Annotated in this window: 18 protein-coding genes; 16 read left to right on the forward strand and 2 right to left on the reverse strand. The window is 34.3% G+C overall.

Translation table 11 applies throughout. From position 1 onward, the window contains the following. The first annotated feature begins 125 nt into the window (after window positions 1-125). Genes TAGGR_RS07645 through TAGGR_RS07715 form a run of 14 tightly spaced genes read left to right on the forward strand, consistent with a single transcriptional unit; the run spans window position 126 to window position 12,983 of the window. Complete coding sequence (locus tag TAGGR_RS07645) at window positions 126-1,739, forward strand: FG-GAP repeat domain-containing protein (protein ID WP_161936199.1); 1,614 nt, start codon at window positions 126-128, stop codon at window positions 1,737-1,739. A gap of 3 nt (window positions 1,740-1,742) precedes the next feature. Continuing rightward, a complete protein-coding gene (gene uppS / locus TAGGR_RS07650) occupies window positions 1,743-2,450 on the forward strand; it encodes an undecaprenyl pyrophosphate synthase (RefSeq protein ID WP_059176778.1) in 708 nt (235 codons plus the stop codon). Then, complete coding sequence (locus TAGGR_RS07655) at window positions 2,431-3,219, forward strand: phosphatidate cytidylyltransferase (protein WP_059176779.1); 789 nt, start codon at window positions 2,431-2,433, stop codon at window positions 3,217-3,219. Before uppS ends, TAGGR_RS07655 begins: the two co-directional genes overlap by 20 nt. A 9-nt stretch (window positions 3,220-3,228) precedes the next feature. Then, the gene (locus tag TAGGR_RS07660) at window positions 3,229-4,374 is read left to right on the forward strand and encodes a 1-deoxy-D-xylulose-5-phosphate reductoisomerase (RefSeq protein ID WP_059176780.1); all 1,146 of its coding nucleotides are present in this window, start codon (window positions 3,229-3,231) and stop codon (window positions 4,372-4,374) included. Next, window positions 4,371-5,438 carry an RIP metalloprotease RseP gene (gene rseP / locus TAGGR_RS07665; protein ID WP_059176781.1) on the forward strand — a complete coding sequence of 356 codons (1,068 nt, stop codon included), beginning with the start codon at window positions 4,371-4,373 and terminating at the stop codon, window positions 5,436-5,438. Before TAGGR_RS07660 ends, rseP begins: the two co-directional genes overlap by 4 nt. Beyond that, window positions 5,438-5,863, forward strand: a complete 426-nt coding sequence (locus tag TAGGR_RS07670) for an NUDIX hydrolase (protein ID WP_059176782.1) — start codon at window positions 5,438-5,440, stop codon at window positions 5,861-5,863. The genes rseP and TAGGR_RS07670 overlap by 1 nt, the downstream gene beginning before the upstream one ends. Then, complete coding sequence (gene rfaE2 / locus TAGGR_RS10825; protein ID WP_153000500.1) at window positions 5,841-6,845, forward strand: D-glycero-beta-D-manno-heptose 1-phosphate adenylyltransferase; 1,005 nt, start codon at window positions 5,841-5,843, stop codon at window positions 6,843-6,845. The genes TAGGR_RS07670 and rfaE2 overlap by 23 nt, the downstream gene beginning before the upstream one ends. Next, window positions 6,826-7,362, forward strand: a complete 537-nt coding sequence (gene pgsA / locus TAGGR_RS07685) for a CDP-diacylglycerol--glycerol-3-phosphate 3-phosphatidyltransferase (protein WP_059176783.1) — start codon at window positions 6,826-6,828, stop codon at window positions 7,360-7,362. Before rfaE2 ends, pgsA begins: the two co-directional genes overlap by 20 nt. Then, on the forward strand, window positions 7,359-7,949 hold the full coding sequence (gene plsY, locus TAGGR_RS07690) for a glycerol-3-phosphate 1-O-acyltransferase PlsY (RefSeq protein WP_059176784.1): 591 nt from the start codon (window positions 7,359-7,361) through the stop codon (window positions 7,947-7,949). The genes pgsA and plsY overlap by 4 nt, the downstream gene beginning before the upstream one ends. Continuing rightward, window positions 7,946-8,611: a 7-cyano-7-deazaguanine synthase QueC gene (gene queC, locus TAGGR_RS07695; protein ID WP_059176785.1), complete on the forward strand. Its 666-nt coding sequence runs from the start codon at window positions 7,946-7,948 to the stop codon at window positions 8,609-8,611. Before plsY ends, queC begins: the two co-directional genes overlap by 4 nt. Beyond that, window positions 8,608-9,315 carry a lysophospholipid acyltransferase family protein gene (locus tag TAGGR_RS07700; protein WP_059176786.1) on the forward strand — a complete coding sequence of 236 codons (708 nt, stop codon included), beginning with the start codon at window positions 8,608-8,610 and terminating at the stop codon, window positions 9,313-9,315. The genes queC and TAGGR_RS07700 overlap by 4 nt, the downstream gene beginning before the upstream one ends. Before the next feature lie 2 nt (window positions 9,316-9,317). Next, window positions 9,318-10,079: a hypothetical protein gene (locus TAGGR_RS07705; RefSeq protein ID WP_059176787.1), complete on the forward strand. Its 762-nt coding sequence runs from the start codon at window positions 9,318-9,320 to the stop codon at window positions 10,077-10,079. Then, window positions 10,066-11,331, forward strand: a complete 1,266-nt coding sequence (locus tag TAGGR_RS07710) for an endonuclease Q family protein (RefSeq protein ID WP_059176788.1) — start codon at window positions 10,066-10,068, stop codon at window positions 11,329-11,331. Before TAGGR_RS07705 ends, TAGGR_RS07710 begins: the two co-directional genes overlap by 14 nt. Beyond that, a complete protein-coding gene (locus TAGGR_RS07715; RefSeq protein ID WP_059176789.1) occupies window positions 11,328-12,983 on the forward strand; it encodes an ATP-dependent helicase in 1,656 nt (551 codons plus the stop codon). The genes TAGGR_RS07710 and TAGGR_RS07715 overlap by 4 nt, the downstream gene beginning before the upstream one ends. Here the strand turns inward: TAGGR_RS07715 and TAGGR_RS07720 are convergent. Beyond that, a complete protein-coding gene (locus TAGGR_RS07720) occupies window positions 12,980-13,564 on the reverse strand; it encodes a DJ-1/PfpI family protein (protein ID WP_059176790.1) in 585 nt (194 codons plus the stop codon). The genes TAGGR_RS07715 and TAGGR_RS07720 overlap by 4 nt on opposite strands. Before the next feature lie 64 nt (window positions 13,565-13,628). Here TAGGR_RS07720 and TAGGR_RS07725 point away from each other — a divergent pair, with 64 nt between their 5' ends. Together TAGGR_RS07725 and TAGGR_RS07730 are read left to right on the forward strand one after the other, a co-directional pair. Further along, window positions 13,629-14,405 (forward strand): MlaE family ABC transporter permease, encoded by a 777-nt coding sequence (locus tag TAGGR_RS07725; protein WP_059176791.1) that lies wholly within the window; start codon window positions 13,629-13,631, stop codon window positions 14,403-14,405. Next, window positions 14,402-15,142: an ABC transporter ATP-binding protein gene (locus TAGGR_RS07730; protein WP_059176792.1), complete on the forward strand. Its 741-nt coding sequence runs from the start codon at window positions 14,402-14,404 to the stop codon at window positions 15,140-15,142. Before TAGGR_RS07725 ends, TAGGR_RS07730 begins: the two co-directional genes overlap by 4 nt. Window positions 15,143-15,174: 32 nt before the next feature. On the opposite strand, the gene TAGGR_RS07735 is transcribed toward TAGGR_RS07730, so the two are convergent. Continuing rightward, entirely contained in the window at window positions 15,175-15,837 is a 663-nt protein-coding gene (locus TAGGR_RS07735; protein WP_059176793.1) for a Crp/Fnr family transcriptional regulator, read from the reverse strand. Between the last annotated feature and the right edge of the window lie 18 nt (window positions 15,838-15,855).

Genomic DNA, 15,855 nt, shown 5'->3' on the forward strand with positions numbered 1-15,855 from the left:
TAAATATACCATAAAAAACCCTCAGGTTGCGATTTTTAAAAAATTTTGACATGTAAAAACAATTTAGTATAAACTTTAGAATGCATTTTGTAAAAAATGGGTTAATACTTTTTTTTAGTCTGTTTTTGTTTTACTTACAACCATGTTATGGAGAAGTTAGCTATTTCCAAAATTTAAAAGAAACTCTTTTATCATACTTTCCTACTGTCTCAGGCAAGGTTTTAAAGCTTGAAAACAATAAACTTATTCTTGACAAAGGTTCCAGAGAGGGAATAAAAAAGGGGCAAAGATTGATAATATTTGAAGAAACTGTTCCCTTAATTCATCCTGTAACAAGACAGATTATAGGTAAGTCAGAAAAAATAGTTGGTACTGCTGAAGTTGTAAGCGTTGAAGAAAATTCCTCTATAGCTACACTTTTAGAAGGTGATGTTTTATTTAAAGACTCTCTTCTGTTTAAGATACCAAAATCAAAAATTAAAATTTTATATGCTCAGGGAAACACTGAATGGGCAGTCGGTGAAGGATATTACCGAGAGTTGAAAAATACAGATAGATTTGAACTTATCGATGCTCCTGTAAATATAACTGAAGTAGAAAAGCTCTTAAAACAGCCAACTAATGCTGATGTGTTACTATTACTCAAACAATCAAAGCAAAATGGAAATCTTAAGATTTCTCAAGAACTTTACTGGTTCAAGGATAAAAAACTTTTTTCTCAATCAGAAATTGAGTTACAAGCCTTAGCTTTAAATGAGCTAAGAAGGAAATATGCTTCACTAATAGTACCCGAAGGACATACTCTTCTTTCCTTTAGACTTTCAAGAAGTATTAACAGGGTTGCTGTTGGTAATTTTGATGGCATGAGTCCAAATCAAATTTTAATTGCCTCAGATAGTGAAATAAGCCTTTACAATATAGATGTTGATTTAAAACTTAAGAGCAGTTATTCAATTCCAGTCGGTGGTGATGTAATCTGGTTTGACACAGGTGATATTGACAGAGATGGCAAGGATGAAATAGTGATAACTTTGAAAAAAGATGAGAGAGTAATTTCCTCAATAATCAAGTGGGTTGGTGACGGATTTAATGAAGCGGCAAGACTTAATAGTGTATTCTTAAGAATTTATGATGGAAAATTAATAGGTCAGAGCTATTCTCTTTCTGCTGGTTTTGATGGAGAAATCTTTTACGTAAAACCTGAAAAAACAGATTACAAAACTCTGGATATCTTCAAACTTCCAGTTAAAGCAAATATTTATGATTTTTATCTTTTTGGCGATGTCATGTTTAAATGGGAAGATGACGGTTCCATTTCAGTATATAACTCTAAAGGTGTCTCTCTTTGGCGATCACAGGAACCGCTTGGATACGGAGTACAGTATGAAAAACAAACTGGAATTGCCATGTTAAGTCTCGGCAAATGGACAGTTCAAAGTAGAATAAAACCACTAAGTAATGGAATAATAATCATAGAAAAGAAACCTCTTTTGGGACTTGTAAATCTGTCAACATTGGGATATAGAAGTTCAAGATTGCATCTTCTTCAGTGGACAGGAATCGGGATTGAGGATATTGCTATTACAGAGGAGATGTCTGGAGAAATTCTTGACTATGCTGTTTCGTCAGATAAATTAATTGTTCTTGTAAAACCTCCTTTTGGCTTTAATCCAAAGAGAATCCTTCAAGGAGAAAGTCCTTTTGAGACAATTTTGCACATACTGTCATTAAAATATTAAAAAATGGGCAGATTCTTAAAACACGTTGGAATAATAATGGATGGAAATGGACGGTGGGCTCAGATAAGAGGACTACCCCGTTATGAAGGACATAAAAGAGGAGTGGATAAGGTAAGAGAAATTATCAATGCTGCACTTAAATTAGACATTGATGTTCTTACATTTTATGCCTTTTCAATAGAAAACTGGCAGAGACCAAAGAAAGAAGTTGATATAATTATGGAGTTATTACAAAATCATCTAAAAAAAGAAACTTCTTTGTTTGTCTCTCAGGGAGTCAGATTTAAAATGATAGGAAATCGTCAGATGATTCCATCCCATATACTTAAAATAATTGAAGAAACAGAACAAAAAACAAAAGACTGCAACAACCTTATTGCACAGTTTGCTATCAGTTATGGCGGAAGAGATGAAATCTTGAGAGCAGTAAAAAAAATAATTGAAAACAAAATAAAACCCGATGAAGTTAATGAAAGTTTATTTGCATCAATGCTTGATACCGCTGAAACTCCAGAGCCTGACCTTATAATAAGAACCTCTGGAGAACAAAGACTCAGTAACTTTCTAATCTGGCAGTCTGCCTACTCTGAGTTTTATTTTACCCAGACCCTGTGGCCAGATTTCACAGAAGATGAGTTTACAGAAGCAATTCTCGACTTTCAAAAAAGACAGAGGAGATTCGGAAAAGTCAGTGAGTTTACAAGGTCATAAAAAAAGAGTTCTTGTTGCACTTATTGCTTTGCCTCTTTTAATCCTTATTATTGTAAAACTACCGCCTTATTTCTTTTTAGGACTGCTTACATTAGTGTGTGCTGTTTCAATGTGGGAGTTTTTAAGGATGTATAAAACAAATAATTTCTGGATATTTTCTGGAATTTTATGCTCTGTTATTCTCTTTTTACTCAACTGTTTTTACCACCAATTTGCATTGTACTACTATGCTTTAACTTTTATGGCATTGACCACTATACGTTTATTCATAAAAAAGAATCCTCAGTATGCACTAAATGAAATTTCCCCTATTGTTGTCGGACTTCTTTATATTCCTGCTTTACTTGCCTTTCATTGGTTTTTAAGAATCCAGGGCTGGCAGTGGGTCATATATCTTTATGCTATTGTATGGGTAGCAGACTCTTTTGCATATTATATTGGAAAGGGATTTGGTAAAAGAAAACTTTACCCAGAAGTAAGCCCTAAAAAAACATGGGCTGGTGCTTATGGTTCTTTAATAGGTGGAGTGGTTGCTTCTTTTTTTGTTGGGTATCTGTTATTATCAAAGAGTCCTGTTACACTCTTATTAAATGGCTTTTTAATTGGCTTTATCAGTATATTTGGTGACTTAGTTGAATCAATGTTTAAAAGAGATGCTCAAGTAAAAGATTCAAGCTTTCTATTTCCAGAGCACGGCGGAGTTCTTGATAAAATAGATAGTATGCTTTTTGCAGGAGTTTTACTTTATTTTCTTATGAATTTTTTGTAGGAGGATTCATTGAAAAAAGTTGTAATACTTGGTAGTACCGGTTCCATAGGAAAGAATGCTCTTCAGGTAATAAAGCAATTCCCTGAAAAATTTAAAGTTCTGGGACTGGCTGTCAAAAGTAGCATCAATCTTCTTAAAGAGCAGATTGAAGAGTTTAAACCAGAGTATGTTGCAGTTTATGATAAAAAAGCCTATGAAAAGTTAAAGAGAGAAACAAACTCACTAAACATACTCTGCGGAGTTGAAGGAGTATGCGAAATTGCAAGGCTTGAAGAAGCAGATATCGTTCTTTCAGCCATCGTTGGTGCTGAAGGACTTTTGCCTACTTTTGAAGCAGTAAAGGCTGGTAAAGTTATTGCACTTGCAAATAAAGAAAGCCTTGTAATGGCTGGAGATTTAATAAAAAAACAGGCAAACCTCAGCAAAGCTCAGATAATTCCTGTTGATAGTGAACACAGTGCTGTTTTTCAGTGTATCAACGGATGCAATAGGGCTTACATAAAAAAAATTTGGCTTACTGCCTCTGGTGGACCTTTCAGGGGGAAGAAAGCCTCAGAAATAGAGAATGTGACTCCTCAGGAAGCACTAAATCATCCAAAATGGAAAATGGGAAAAAGAATTACAATAGATTCAGCAACTCTCATGAATAAAGGATTTGAGGTCATTGAAGCTCACCATCTTTTCGATATTCCAATTGAAAATATTGGAGTTTTGATTCATCCTCAAAGTATTGTTCACTGTCTTGTTGAATTTATTGATGGAACCTATCTTGCCCAGATAAGCAATCCTGATATGAAAGCACCCATTGCACTGGCTCTATCACTTCCAGAAAGACTTCCAGATATCATTTCCCCAATAGACTGGAGCAGTTTGAGAGAGCTTAATTTTGAATTACCAGATACAGAGATTTTCCCATGTCTCAAACTTGCTTACGAGGCAGTTAAGCTTGGAGGCAGTATGCCTGTAGTTTTAAATGCAGTTGATGAGATAGCGGTTGAAGCTTTTCTCTCAGGAAAGTTAAAATTTAATGAGATACCAAAGTTAATTAAAAAAGTAATGGATGCCCACAAGATTTTTTATCCTGAAAGGATAGAAGAAATTCTTGAAATTGATAGCTGGGCAAGGAAAAAAGCACTGGAGGAAATTAAAAGATGAATTTTATTTATGCAATAATTCTATTCGGCTTTTTAATATTTGTCCATGAACTTGGTCACTTCTTAGCTGCAAAAATAAGTGGAGTAAGAGTTCTTAAATTTTCAATTGGTTTTGGTCCCAAAATAATTGGCAGAAAAATTGGTGAAACAGAATATCTTATAAGTGCTGTACCTCTTGGTGGATATGTAAAGATGTATGGCGAAGAAGTTGGTGAAGAAGTAGTTGATGCAAGACGGTCTTTTAAAAATCAACCAATATACAAGAAAATCTTTATTGTTTTTGCAGGTCCTCTTTTTAACATAGCTGGTGCTGTTTTTCTCTTCTGGGTCGTATTTGTTCATGGAGTTCCCGTAATCAAACCTGTTATAGGAGATGTGATGGAGAATTCTTCAGCTTTTCAGGCAGGATTAAAACCCGGAGATACTATAGTGGAGATCAATGGACAAAAAATTTCAAATTGGTTTGATATGGCTCATTTTATCCAGCAGAATCCTAATAAAGCTCTCAATATCAAAGTTGATAGAAATGGAGAAATTATTCAAATTCAGATAACTCCTCAACCAAAGGAGGCAAAAAATATCTTTGGAGAAAAAATTATTGTAGGACAAATTGGAATAAAACCAGATGAAAAAGCAGTTTTTATAAAAAGGGAGGAACCTTTTACTGCTCTCAATAAATCTATTCAAAAATGTTATGAAATCATAGAGCTTACTTATCTTACAATAGTAAAAATCTTCCAAAGAGTTGTTTCAACAGACGTCATAGGAGGTCCTATTCTTATATTTCAAGCTGCAGGCAAAACAGCTGAACAGGGACTGATAAGTTTCTTAAGCTTTGCAGCAATAATAAGTATAAATCTCGGGATCCTTAATCTCCTTCCAATTCCTGTTTTAGATGGTGGGCATATTTTATTTTTCTTAATAGAAGCAATAAGAAGAAAACCTCTTAGTGAGAAATTTATTGCACTCTCACAAAAAATTGGTATAGCCTTTTTAATTGCTTTAATGATGCTTGCTTTTTATAATGATATTGCACGACTTTTAAATCCAGGAAAAATGCCATAATGAAAAGAGTTTTCTCTGCAGGTGGAGTTGTTTATAAATTTGAAAATGGAAAGTTAAAAATTTTATTGATCTCAACAAAAGAAGGTAAAATATGGGCTTTACCAAAGGGATTAATAGAAAAAGGAGAAAGGCCTGAACAAACTGCTTTAAGAGAGATAAAAGAAGAGACAGGCATAAGTGGTAAAATAGTTGATGAAATTGGAGAAACTTCTTACTGGTTTGTTATGGAAGGAGAAAAATACTTTAAAACTGTAAAATACTTTCTTGTTCAATACACTGAAGGAGAGATAACTCCTCAGTGGGAAATTAACTCAGCAGAGTGGTTTGATCCTGAAGAGGCAATGGATAAGATTACATTCAAAACTGATAGAGAAATTCTTAAAAAAGCCCTACAGAAGATTTATGAGCAAAATACTAACACCTGAAGAACTCAAAAAAAAGATAGATAAGTTCAAAAAAGAAGGTAAAAGAACAGTTTTTACAAATGGATGCTTTGATATACTTCATGTAGGACACATAAGATATTTAAAAGAAGCAAAAAAACTCGGCAGTATACTAATAGTAGCAATAAACTCTGACAAATCTGTTAGAAAAATAAAACCTCTGAGACCCATTAATCCGGAAAATGAAAGAGCTGAAGTACTTTCTGCTTTGGAGTTTGTTGATTTCGTAACATTCTTTGATGAAGACACACCCTATGAACTAATCAAATATCTAAAGCCAGATGTTCTTGTTAAAGGAGGAGACTGGAAAATTGAAGAAATTGTCGGTGCAGATATTGTCAAAGAAGTTTACAGTCTCCCATATGTTGAAGGAGTTTCAACAACTGAAATTATTAATAAAATTTTGAGTAAATATAAAACTTTCAAAAGTCAACCTTCAGCTGAAATCATTAAAAAAGCAGAAAAAGTAAAATTTCTTATTCTTGATGTAGATGGAGTTTTAACTCGTGGAGACATAATTCTTGATGAAGAGAACAATGAATTTAAAATTTTCAATGTTAAAGATGGACATGGTCTTGTAATGCTTAATAAATCAGGTATTGGTGTTGCGATAATCACAGGGAGAAATTCAAAGGCACTTCAAAGAAGAATGAAAGAACTCGGAATTACAGAGGTTCATCAGGGCAGTCGTGAAAAACTTAAAATTTTTCAGCAAATAGTTGAAAAATATAACCTTAAAAAAGAAGAAATTAGTGCCATGGGAGACGATATAATTGATCTGTCTATTTTAAGCAGAGCAGGACTATCAGTGGCGCCACAGGATGCCCATGAAGAGGTTAAAAAAATAGTAGATTTAGTTACTCACTGTAAAGCCGGACAGGGTGCTGTAAGAGAACTCTGTGATATAATTCTGAAAGCAAAGGGACTGTGGGATAAATTTATAGATGAATATACGAATCTTTAATATACCAACAATATTAACAATAGTTCGCATATTCATTATTCCAATTTTTATAATAGAAGCACCTGCAAATCCGCAATTTGGAGCATTTCTATTTATTATAGCCTCTATAACAGATTTTCTTGATGGATACCTGGCAAGAAAATTTGGACAGATTACAAAATTAGGAATCATTTTAGATCCCATTGCTGATAAACTTCTTGTAATATCTGCTTTAATTATTCTTGTAGACATAGCAAGAGTTCCTGCATGGATAGCCACTGTTATTGTTTTAAGGGAGTTTATAATAACCACAATGCGTTTTTATGCCTTATCGCGTGGTATTGTCATCCCTGCTGAAACTGCAGGGAAGGTAAAGACCGTGTTACAGATGTTATCAATAATACTTTTACTTATTGCTGAAGAAATATATGGAGTTGATCTTTATGACTTAGGACTCATTTTAATATATATTGCAACCTTTATGGCTGTACTGTCTGGAATTCAGTATCTATTTCATTTCTGGAGGAATATAAAATGAGTCTTCTTTTTTGCATACTATCTTTTTTCTTAGGCTCCATACCATGGGGATATCTTATCGGTAAAACAAAAGGAATTGATTTAAGAAAAACAGGAAGTGGAAACATTGGAGCAACAAATGTAATGAGAGTCATTGGGAAAAAAGAGGCATTGATTACCCTCTTGCTTGATATATTAAAAGGTGCTATCCCTGTTTTAGTTATAAAACTTACCTCCTACGGAAACAATCATATCTTGGTTGGAACTGTAGGAATATGTGCTATACTCGGGCATTGTTTTACGCCTTTTCTTAAGTTTAAAGGAGGCAAAGGCGTTGCTACTTCCATAGGTGTTCTTTTATCCTATATGCCTCTGGCTGGAGCCCTTACAGTTCTAATCTGGATAATAACTGTTAAAATCTCAAGAATTTCTTCATTGGGAGCTCTTGTCAGTTTTGCTTTACTACCTTTGAATGTGATTTTGATAAATTATCCAAAAGATTTTTTAGTTTTTGCATGGCTCTTTACAATTTTAATTTATACAAGGCATATTTCAAATATAAAAAGACTGATTAAGGGAGAAGAACCCAAAATTGGAGAAAAAAGATGAAAGCTATTGTGCTTTTAAGTGGCGGAATTGACTCCTCAACAACACTTGCAATAGCAAAACACGAAGGATTTGACTGTTTTGCTCTTTCTTTTGCCTATGGACAGAGACATAAAATAGAGCTTGAAGCAGCCAGAAAGGTGGCAAATCATATAGGAGTAAAAGAACATTTGATTATTTCCTTTGATCTAAGAAAGATTGGAGGTTCAGCCTTAACATCAGAGATCGATGTACCATCAGGAACACCAGAGGGAATTCCTGTTACCTATGTACCAGCCCGTAATACAATATTTTTGAGTTTTGCCCTTGCCTGGGCTGAGGTGATAGAGGCACCATATATCTTTATCGGTGCCAATATAGTTGATTACTCAGGATATCCAGACTGTAGGCCTGAATATCTTCAAGCTTTTGAAAGAATGGCAAATCTTGCCACAAAAGTCGCAGTAGAAGGAAAATTGCAATTCAAAATTCAAGCTCCACTTCTTTATCTTACAAAAGGAGAAATAATTAAAAAAGGATTTGAACTTGGAGTTGATTACTCTCTTACATGGAGTTGCTATAACCCTCAGGGTGAACCTCCGAAACCATGTCTTAAATGTCCAAGCTGTCTATACAGATTAAAAGGCTTTGAAGAGGCAGGTATAAAAGACCCTTTACTAAGATGATCACACTTAGAGTTCATACAAGTGTAGTAAAAAAAATAATTCTCAGCGCAATTAAAACAAAAAAAGGCAAATATACCTATGAAGAATTAGTCATTGATGGCTTAAAAATTCTTGATATTATGAGAAATGTAGGGTGCAAAATTTCAATTAAAGGAACTGAAAACCTGAAAAAACTAAAACCACCCTGCGTTTTTATAGCAAACCACATGAGCACCCTTGAAACACTTGTTCTGCCAGCAGTAATTGGTAAAGATTTTAGAGTCACCTTTGTAGTGAAAAACTCTCTTCTTAAGTATCCCTTTTTCGGTAAAATTCTGTCTGCCTTAAATCCCATTCCTGTTACAAGAAAAAATCCAAAGGAAGACTACAGAGTAGTCATGACTGAAGGATTAAAAAGGCTTCAGGAAGGTATATCTGTTATAGTTTTTCCTCAGGCAACCCGAGAAGTTGTTTTTGATTCGACCAAGTTCAATACTCTTGGGATAAAACTTGCAAAAAGAGCTAATGTTGCTGCTGTACCTATAGCTTTAAGGACAGATGCGTGGGGAGTAGGTAAAATCTTTAAAGATTTTGGTAAAATTGATCCTTCAAAGCCAATATGTTTTTTTATAGGGAAACCTCTATACATTGAAGACAAAGGAGTCCGAGAGCATCTTGAAATCATACAATTCATAGAAAACTCCCTTAAAAAATGTTATAATTAGACATGCAAGTCAAAGCCAATGATAGAATAGAAACTTTTCAAGACCTTGTTAAGGTTCTTAAAACTCATCCTGAATGGCTTGAAGAATTAAGACAGCTCATTTTAACTACAGAACTTTTAGAACTACCAAAAAAATTTGAGGAATTTTTAATAAAAGATTTTCACCCTCTAAAAGAAAAGGTGGAAAACCTTGAGCAGGACGTGGCTGTACTTAAACAGGACGTGGCTGTACTTAAACAGGACGTGGCGGTGCTTAAGCAGGATGTGGCGGTGCTTAAGCAGGATGTTGCTATACTTAAGCAGGATGTGGCGGTGCTTAAGCAGGATGTAAAAATATTAAAGGATGATGTTGGGATGCTTAAAGGTGATATGTTTGAAATAAAATTAAAGGACAAAGCACCATCTATTTTTGGCAATATTATAAGAAGGTGTAAGGTTTTAAATGGTGAAAAATATGTAGAAATTTTAGATGATGCCCTTGACGAAAACAAAATTACCTTTGAAGAAAGACAGGATGCCCTTGATGTTGATCTTGTAGCAACAGGTGTGCTAACAGAGGACCCTACAAAAAAAGTATTCCTCATTGCCGAAGCTTCTGTAAAAGCTGACAGAAAAGATGTAGAAAGAGCTTACAGAAGAGCCCAGATTTTTAAAAAAGCTACAGACACTGAAACATTACCTGTTGTAGTATGTAAAGAAAAAACACAAGGTGCGATAAAAAAAGCTACAGAACTGGATGTTATTATAGTAAATGTTTTACGCTGACCTTCATATTCACTCAAAGTTTTCCCGGGCAACAAGTAAAGATATGACTCTTGAGACAATACACCAGTGGGCTCAGCTTAAAGGCATAAAACTGATTGGCACAGGTGATTTCACCCATCCAGAATGGTTGAAGGAAATAGAAAAAAAACTTAATGAAGAAGGAAACGGTCTGCTCACTCTCAAAAAACAATACTGTCTTGATGTGCCAGACTCATGCAAACAGGAAATATTCTTCATTCTTTCATCTGAGATAAGCTGCATATATCAAAAAAATGGCAAATTAAGAAAAATCCATCTCCTGATTTTGTCCCCTTCAACAAAGGATGTGACCAAGATAAACTATACTTTGTCTCAAATTGGAAGTCTTGGCTCTGATGGCAGGCCCATTATTGGAATGGATGCAAAGGAAGTTATGAAGATAATTCTTGAGATTTCACCATCTTCAATGATAATACCAGCTCATGCATGGACACCTCATTTTTCAGTGTTTGGTTCTCAATCCGGTTTTGACAGTCTCAGTGAATGCTTTGAAGAACTCACTCCTTACATCTATGCAATTGAGACTGGTTTAAGTTCTGATCCACCAATGAACTGGCGACTAAGTGAACTTGACAGAGTAGTTCTTGTCTCTAACTCTGATGCCCATTCACCTGCAAAAATTGGCAGAGAAGCCAATATCTTTGATATTGAAATTAACTACAATGCCATTTCTGAGGCAATAAAAACACGCAAAGGGTTTCTTGGTACCGTAGAGTTTTTCCCTGAAGAAGGGAAATATCACTATGATGGACATAGAAGTTGTGGAGTAAGACTTTCGCCAAAAGAAACAATAAAGAGAAACTATCTATGTCCTGTATGTGGCAAAAAAGTTACTGTAGGAGTTATGCATAGAGTTGAACTCCTTTCAGACAGACCTGAAGAATTCAAACCTGACGGAGCACTTCCTTTTAAATCAATAATTCCCTTACCTGAAATAATTTCTGAAATAAAAAAATGCTCAGTCCAATCTAAATCAGTTTTTGATACATACATGAAAGCGCTTTATAAAATTGGTAGTGAATATGATATACTTTTGAAAAAAAATCTATTGGATATTGAAAAATTTGATTCCAAACTGGCAGAGGCAATTAAAAGAATGAGAGAAGGAAAAGTTTATGTAGAACCAGGGTATGATGGAGAATATGGGAAAGTGAAAGTTTTTGGTGAACAATCAGAGACATCTATTAAAGGGCAAACACTTCTTTTTAGATGAATCTCAATAAAAATCAAAAAATAGCTGCTGAAACTTCAGATAGAATATGCTGTGTTCTGGCAGGTCCTGGCACTGGTAAAACTCTCACGATAACAGCAAAAATAATTCATTTATTAGAGAAAGGAGTCTCACCCAAAGAGATTGCTGCTCTTACCTTTACACAGAAAGCAGCTATTGAAATGAAACAGAGAGTTATAACTAACCTGAGACAGGAAAAAAATCTTCCCTTTATAGGGACTTTTCATCTTCTTTGCTTAAAACTATTGAGAGAATTTCTTTCCGATAGAGAAAAACACTTTCAAATCTGCACAAGAACAAAACAGAAAGAGATAATCTCTGCCATACACAAAAAGAATGTGGACAGAATCATTGAAAAAATAACCAATTTTAAAAATACAAACACACCCCTCGATGAAAAAATCTTACCGATTTATGAAAAATACGAAGAAAAAAAGAAAGAACTTAATCTTCTTGATTTTGATGATTTATTGTTAAAAACCCTCGAATTAGTCAATAAAAAACAGATACCAGCTCTTTTTTCACATATAATTATTGATGAATTTCAGGATATAAATAAAATTCAATATGCACTTATAAAAGGACTTCTTAAAGAAAATGGCTACCTTACAGTATTTGGTGATCCTGATCAGGCTATTTACTCTTTTAGAGGCTCAGAAATTGAACTTTTTCTTGAACTACCAAAGGATTTTCCAGATTTAACTTTAATAAATCTCTCTCTTAATTATCGTTCCCAGAAAAACATTATAGAAGCTTCAAACAAGTTTATAACAGCAAATACAAAGAGATTTTCCAAAAAAATTGAATCTACGAGAGAACAAAAATCTCCTATAATTCTTTTTGAGGTCGAAGATGAATACGAAGAGGCAAAAACAATTCTCAGAGAGATAAAACAAAGGCTTGGTGCAACAGATTTTACAGAACTTTACAAAAATAAAGAAGAAACGTCCTGCAGCTTTTCAAGTTTTGCGGTTCTTACAAGAACAAACAATCAACTAAAAATAATCAAAGATTGCTTAGATAAAGAAGGAATTCCTGTAAAGACTATAAAGAAAGATACAGAACACTGGACATCTAAGATCACAAAAAAAATTACTGATGCAATAGTTAATTATTCAGACAAACTTTTCACAAATATGCCGTTACAGAGTTTTATTGAATCTTCCAACCTCTATGAAGAGCTCTCAAATACAGAAATCTTTATATTAAGTAACATTGCAAAAACATACAAAGATGGTAAACTTATAGAGCAAATTCAAGCTTTAATTGATGAACTTACATCCCTTACACCTGTTGATCTATTCCCAGAAAATATTAATGCAGTAAGTCTTCTTACTCTTCACAGTTCAAAGGGGCTCGAATTTCCTGTTGTTTTTATTGCAGGCTTTGATGAAGGTCTAATACCATATACGCTAACATCTGATACAGACATTGAAGAAGAAAGAAGACTCTTTTATGTTGGAATGACCCGTGCAATGGATGAATTAATACTTATTCACTCAAGACAAAGACTCATAAATGGTAAAAAAATAACCCTGCCTGTTTCTTCCTTTCTTAAAGATATACCCGAGGAATATGTAATAAAAAAGGTCCGGCAGAATAGAGCCGGACCAAAACAAAAAGCTCTTTTTTAAGCTTTTATCTCTGTTCCAAGAAGTTCCAAAAATTTTCTTATCCATTCAGGATGAGCGGGCCAGGCAGGCGCAGTCACAATATTTCCATCTACACAGGCATTTGAAAATGTCGAATTGACCTCACACCATTTTCCGCCGGCAAGTAAGATTTCTGCTTTTACTGCAGGATATGCTGTGAGAGTTCTACCTTTTATAACATTGGCAGCAGTGAGAAGCTGAATTCCATGACATATGGCAGCAACAGGTTTACCTGATTCAACAAAGTGTTTTACTATTTCCAGCACCTTATCATTAAGTCTCAGATATTCAGGAGCTCTTCCACCTGGAATTACGAGGGCGTCATAATCTTCTGGTTTAACTTTTTCAAAATCTGCATTTAGCATAAAGTTGTGACCTCTTTTTTCCGTATAGGTTTGATCTCCTTCAAAATCGTGCACAGCGGTCTTTACAGTTTCACCCGCTTTTTTACCGGGACATACAGCATGAACAGTGTGTCCAACCATTTTAAGCATCTGAAATGGGACCATTGCCTCATAGTCTTCCACAAAATCTCCAACAAGCATTAAAATTTTTTTAGGCATATTCCACCTCCTCATGAAGTTTTATTTTATTATAAATCTTTTATGTTAATATATTGTTACACTTATGAAAATTAATGAAAAAATAAAGAAAACAATGGCAGATTTACAGGATTTCTACCTGCTCTGCATAAACTCTACTTTAAGAGTTTTTAAAAGACCTCTTTACATTGATGACATAGTTGAGCAGATGGAGTATGCTGGCTCTTCCTCTGTTTTTATCGTGTCTCTGGTCTGTCTTTTTGTTGGGATGGCACTTACTCTACAGCTTAGCGCAGAACTTAGCAGAGTTGGATTAAAAATGTACACAGGTAAAATTGTTGGAATTGCAGTAATAAGGGAGATTGGTCCTCTTGTAACAGCACTGGTTTTCATAGGCAGGGTTGGTGCTGGACAGACCGCTGAAATTGGCTCAATGATTCTCGGTCATCAAATAGATACATTAAGAGTTTATGGAATTGATCCCGTTAAAAAAGTAGTAATCCCGAGAGTAATTGCTTCAGTTATAATGCTTCCCTGCCTTACGATAATAGGAGATCTTGTATGTCTTTTAGGTGGATACTACATAGCTGTTTTTGTAAGTAACCAGAGTGGTTCCTTCTATTGGTCAAGTATTATTAGAGAACTAAACTTTCAAAATGTCTTTTCTGGTTCAATAAAACCTTTTATTTTTGGATATCTCATATCTTGCATAAGTTGCTTTTACGGACTTACAACTCGGGGTGGTGCAAAAGGTTTAAGAACCTCAACTACCAAAGCAGTTGTTACATCAATTGTTATAGTAATAGCAACAGATTTTATACTTACAAGAATCTTACTTTATGCTCTGGGATTCACAGTATGATAGTTTTTGATGATGTATGGTTTTCTTACGGGAATAGAGAAGTTCTTAAAGGTGTAAGTTTTACTGCAAAATTCAATGAACGCATAGCAGTTCTTGGCGAAAGTGGTGGTGGAAAAACAACCATTTTAAAATTAATACTGGGGTTAATAACTCCTGACAGAGGAAGAATTATAATTGACGGAATTGATATAACTGAACTAAATGAAGAAGAACTAATACCAATAAGAAGAAAGTTTAGCATCGTTTTTCAGGAAGGAGCTTTATTTGATTCTTTACCTGTAAAAGAAAATGTTGCCTTTTTCATGAGAGAACTTTTAAATCTTCCCGATGAAGAGATTTATTCAAGAGTAAAAGATCTGCTTAAACGTGTAGGAGTAGAAGATGCAGAAGAACTTATGCCAGAGGAACTCAGTGGAGGTATGCACCGCAGAGTAGCAATAGCACGAGCTCTGGCAGTTGGAAAAACAAAAATGTTTCTATATGATGAACCAACAGCAGGACTTGACCCTGTAAACTCTGAACGAATTGTGTCTCTGATTAAAGATTTAGCAGATAAAGAAAATATAGGTTTTATGATAATAACGCATGTTGTCTATGTTGCATGGCAACTTTGCAGCAGATTTATCTTCCTCAAAGATGGAGAGATCAAATTTGATGGAAGCAAAGATGAACTTATCAAAACAAATATTCCTGTCGTAAAAGATTTTATAAAAGAACTATTCTTCAAAATTGAGTAGAATGACCAAAAAAGATTACCAATGGACAAGAATTAGAAAAGTGACTCCATTGCTCTTATATCCTTTATTAAAATTTTTTTATTAAGCTCACCAATATAGCCCATTTTTTTTAATTTGCTAATAGTCCTTATAGCGGTTTCAGTTGTGGTTCCTGTCATTTCAGCAAGTTCCTGTTTTGTGATTTTAATATCAATAAGAACTCCTTCTGGGGTAATTTTGCCATATTTATTTGCTAACTTGAGAAGTTGATAGACTACTCTTGATGTTACATCTTCAAGAGCGATATTTTTAAGACTTTCTATGCCTGATTTAAGTCTTACTGTAACATGATGTAATATATGAGCTTCAAGATGGGGATTTTTTTTGATAATCTTAAGAAAAACTTTTGAAGGTATTTTTCCTAATTCACAGTCTTCAATAGCTATGGCATTTGCAGGATAGGGAAAATTTTTAATAACTGCCAGAGCTCCAAAAAAATCTGGTGCATCAACTATTTCAAGAACAATCTCTCTTCCATCTGATGAAAGTTTTGAGATTTTTACTTTACCCTTAAGGAGGATGTAAAACCACTCAGGCTCCTGTCCTTCAGAGAAAATGGTTTCTCTTTTTTTGAATTTAACTATTTTAATGTTTTTCTCAAGAGTTTCAATGTCTTCTTCGTTAAGATTTTTTAAAATTGATAAATCTCTGAGCATAGATAATTTTAACAGATT

It is taken from the genome of Thermodesulfovibrio aggregans, assembly GCF_001514535.1.
GTDB lineage: Bacteria > Nitrospirota > Thermodesulfovibrionia > Thermodesulfovibrionales > Thermodesulfovibrionaceae > Thermodesulfovibrio > Thermodesulfovibrio aggregans.

Excerpts from the sequence above, each read along its gene's own strand:
- uppS (WP_059176778.1), top strand. The coding sequence starts at position 1,743 with ATGGGCAGATTCTTAAAACACGTTGGAATAATAATGGATGGAAATGGA.
- rseP (WP_059176781.1), top strand. The coding sequence starts at position 4,371 with ATGAATTTTATTTATGCAATAATTCTATTCGGCTTTTTAATATTTGTC.
- TAGGR_RS07670 (WP_059176782.1), top strand. The coding sequence starts at position 5,438 with ATGAAAAGAGTTTTCTCTGCAGGTGGAGTTGTTTATAAATTTGAAAAT.
- rfaE2 (WP_153000500.1), top strand. The coding sequence starts at position 5,841 with ATGAGCAAAATACTAACACCTGAAGAACTCAAAAAAAAGATAGATAAG.
- pgsA (WP_059176783.1), top strand. The coding sequence starts at position 6,826 with ATGAATATACGAATCTTTAATATACCAACAATATTAACAATAGTTCGC.
- plsY (WP_059176784.1), top strand. The coding sequence starts at position 7,359 with ATGAGTCTTCTTTTTTGCATACTATCTTTTTTCTTAGGCTCCATACCA.
- queC (WP_059176785.1), top strand. The coding sequence starts at position 7,946 with ATGAAAGCTATTGTGCTTTTAAGTGGCGGAATTGACTCCTCAACAACA.
- TAGGR_RS07700 (WP_059176786.1), top strand. The coding sequence starts at position 8,608 with ATGATCACACTTAGAGTTCATACAAGTGTAGTAAAAAAAATAATTCTC.
- TAGGR_RS07705 (WP_059176787.1), top strand. The coding sequence starts at position 9,318 with ATGCAAGTCAAAGCCAATGATAGAATAGAAACTTTTCAAGACCTTGTT.
- TAGGR_RS07710 (WP_059176788.1), top strand. The coding sequence starts at position 10,066 with ATGTTTTACGCTGACCTTCATATTCACTCAAAGTTTTCCCGGGCAACA.
- TAGGR_RS07715 (WP_059176789.1), top strand. The coding sequence starts at position 11,328 with ATGAATCTCAATAAAAATCAAAAAATAGCTGCTGAAACTTCAGATAGA.
- TAGGR_RS07720 (WP_059176790.1), bottom strand. The coding sequence starts at position 13,564 with ATGCCTAAAAAAATTTTAATGCTTGTTGGAGATTTTGTGGAAGACTAT.
- TAGGR_RS07725 (WP_059176791.1), top strand. The coding sequence starts at position 13,629 with ATGAAAATTAATGAAAAAATAAAGAAAACAATGGCAGATTTACAGGAT.
- TAGGR_RS07730 (WP_059176792.1), top strand. The coding sequence starts at position 14,402 with ATGATAGTTTTTGATGATGTATGGTTTTCTTACGGGAATAGAGAAGTT.
- TAGGR_RS07735 (WP_059176793.1), bottom strand. The coding sequence starts at position 15,837 with ATGCTCAGAGATTTATCAATTTTAAAAAATCTTAACGAAGAAGACATT.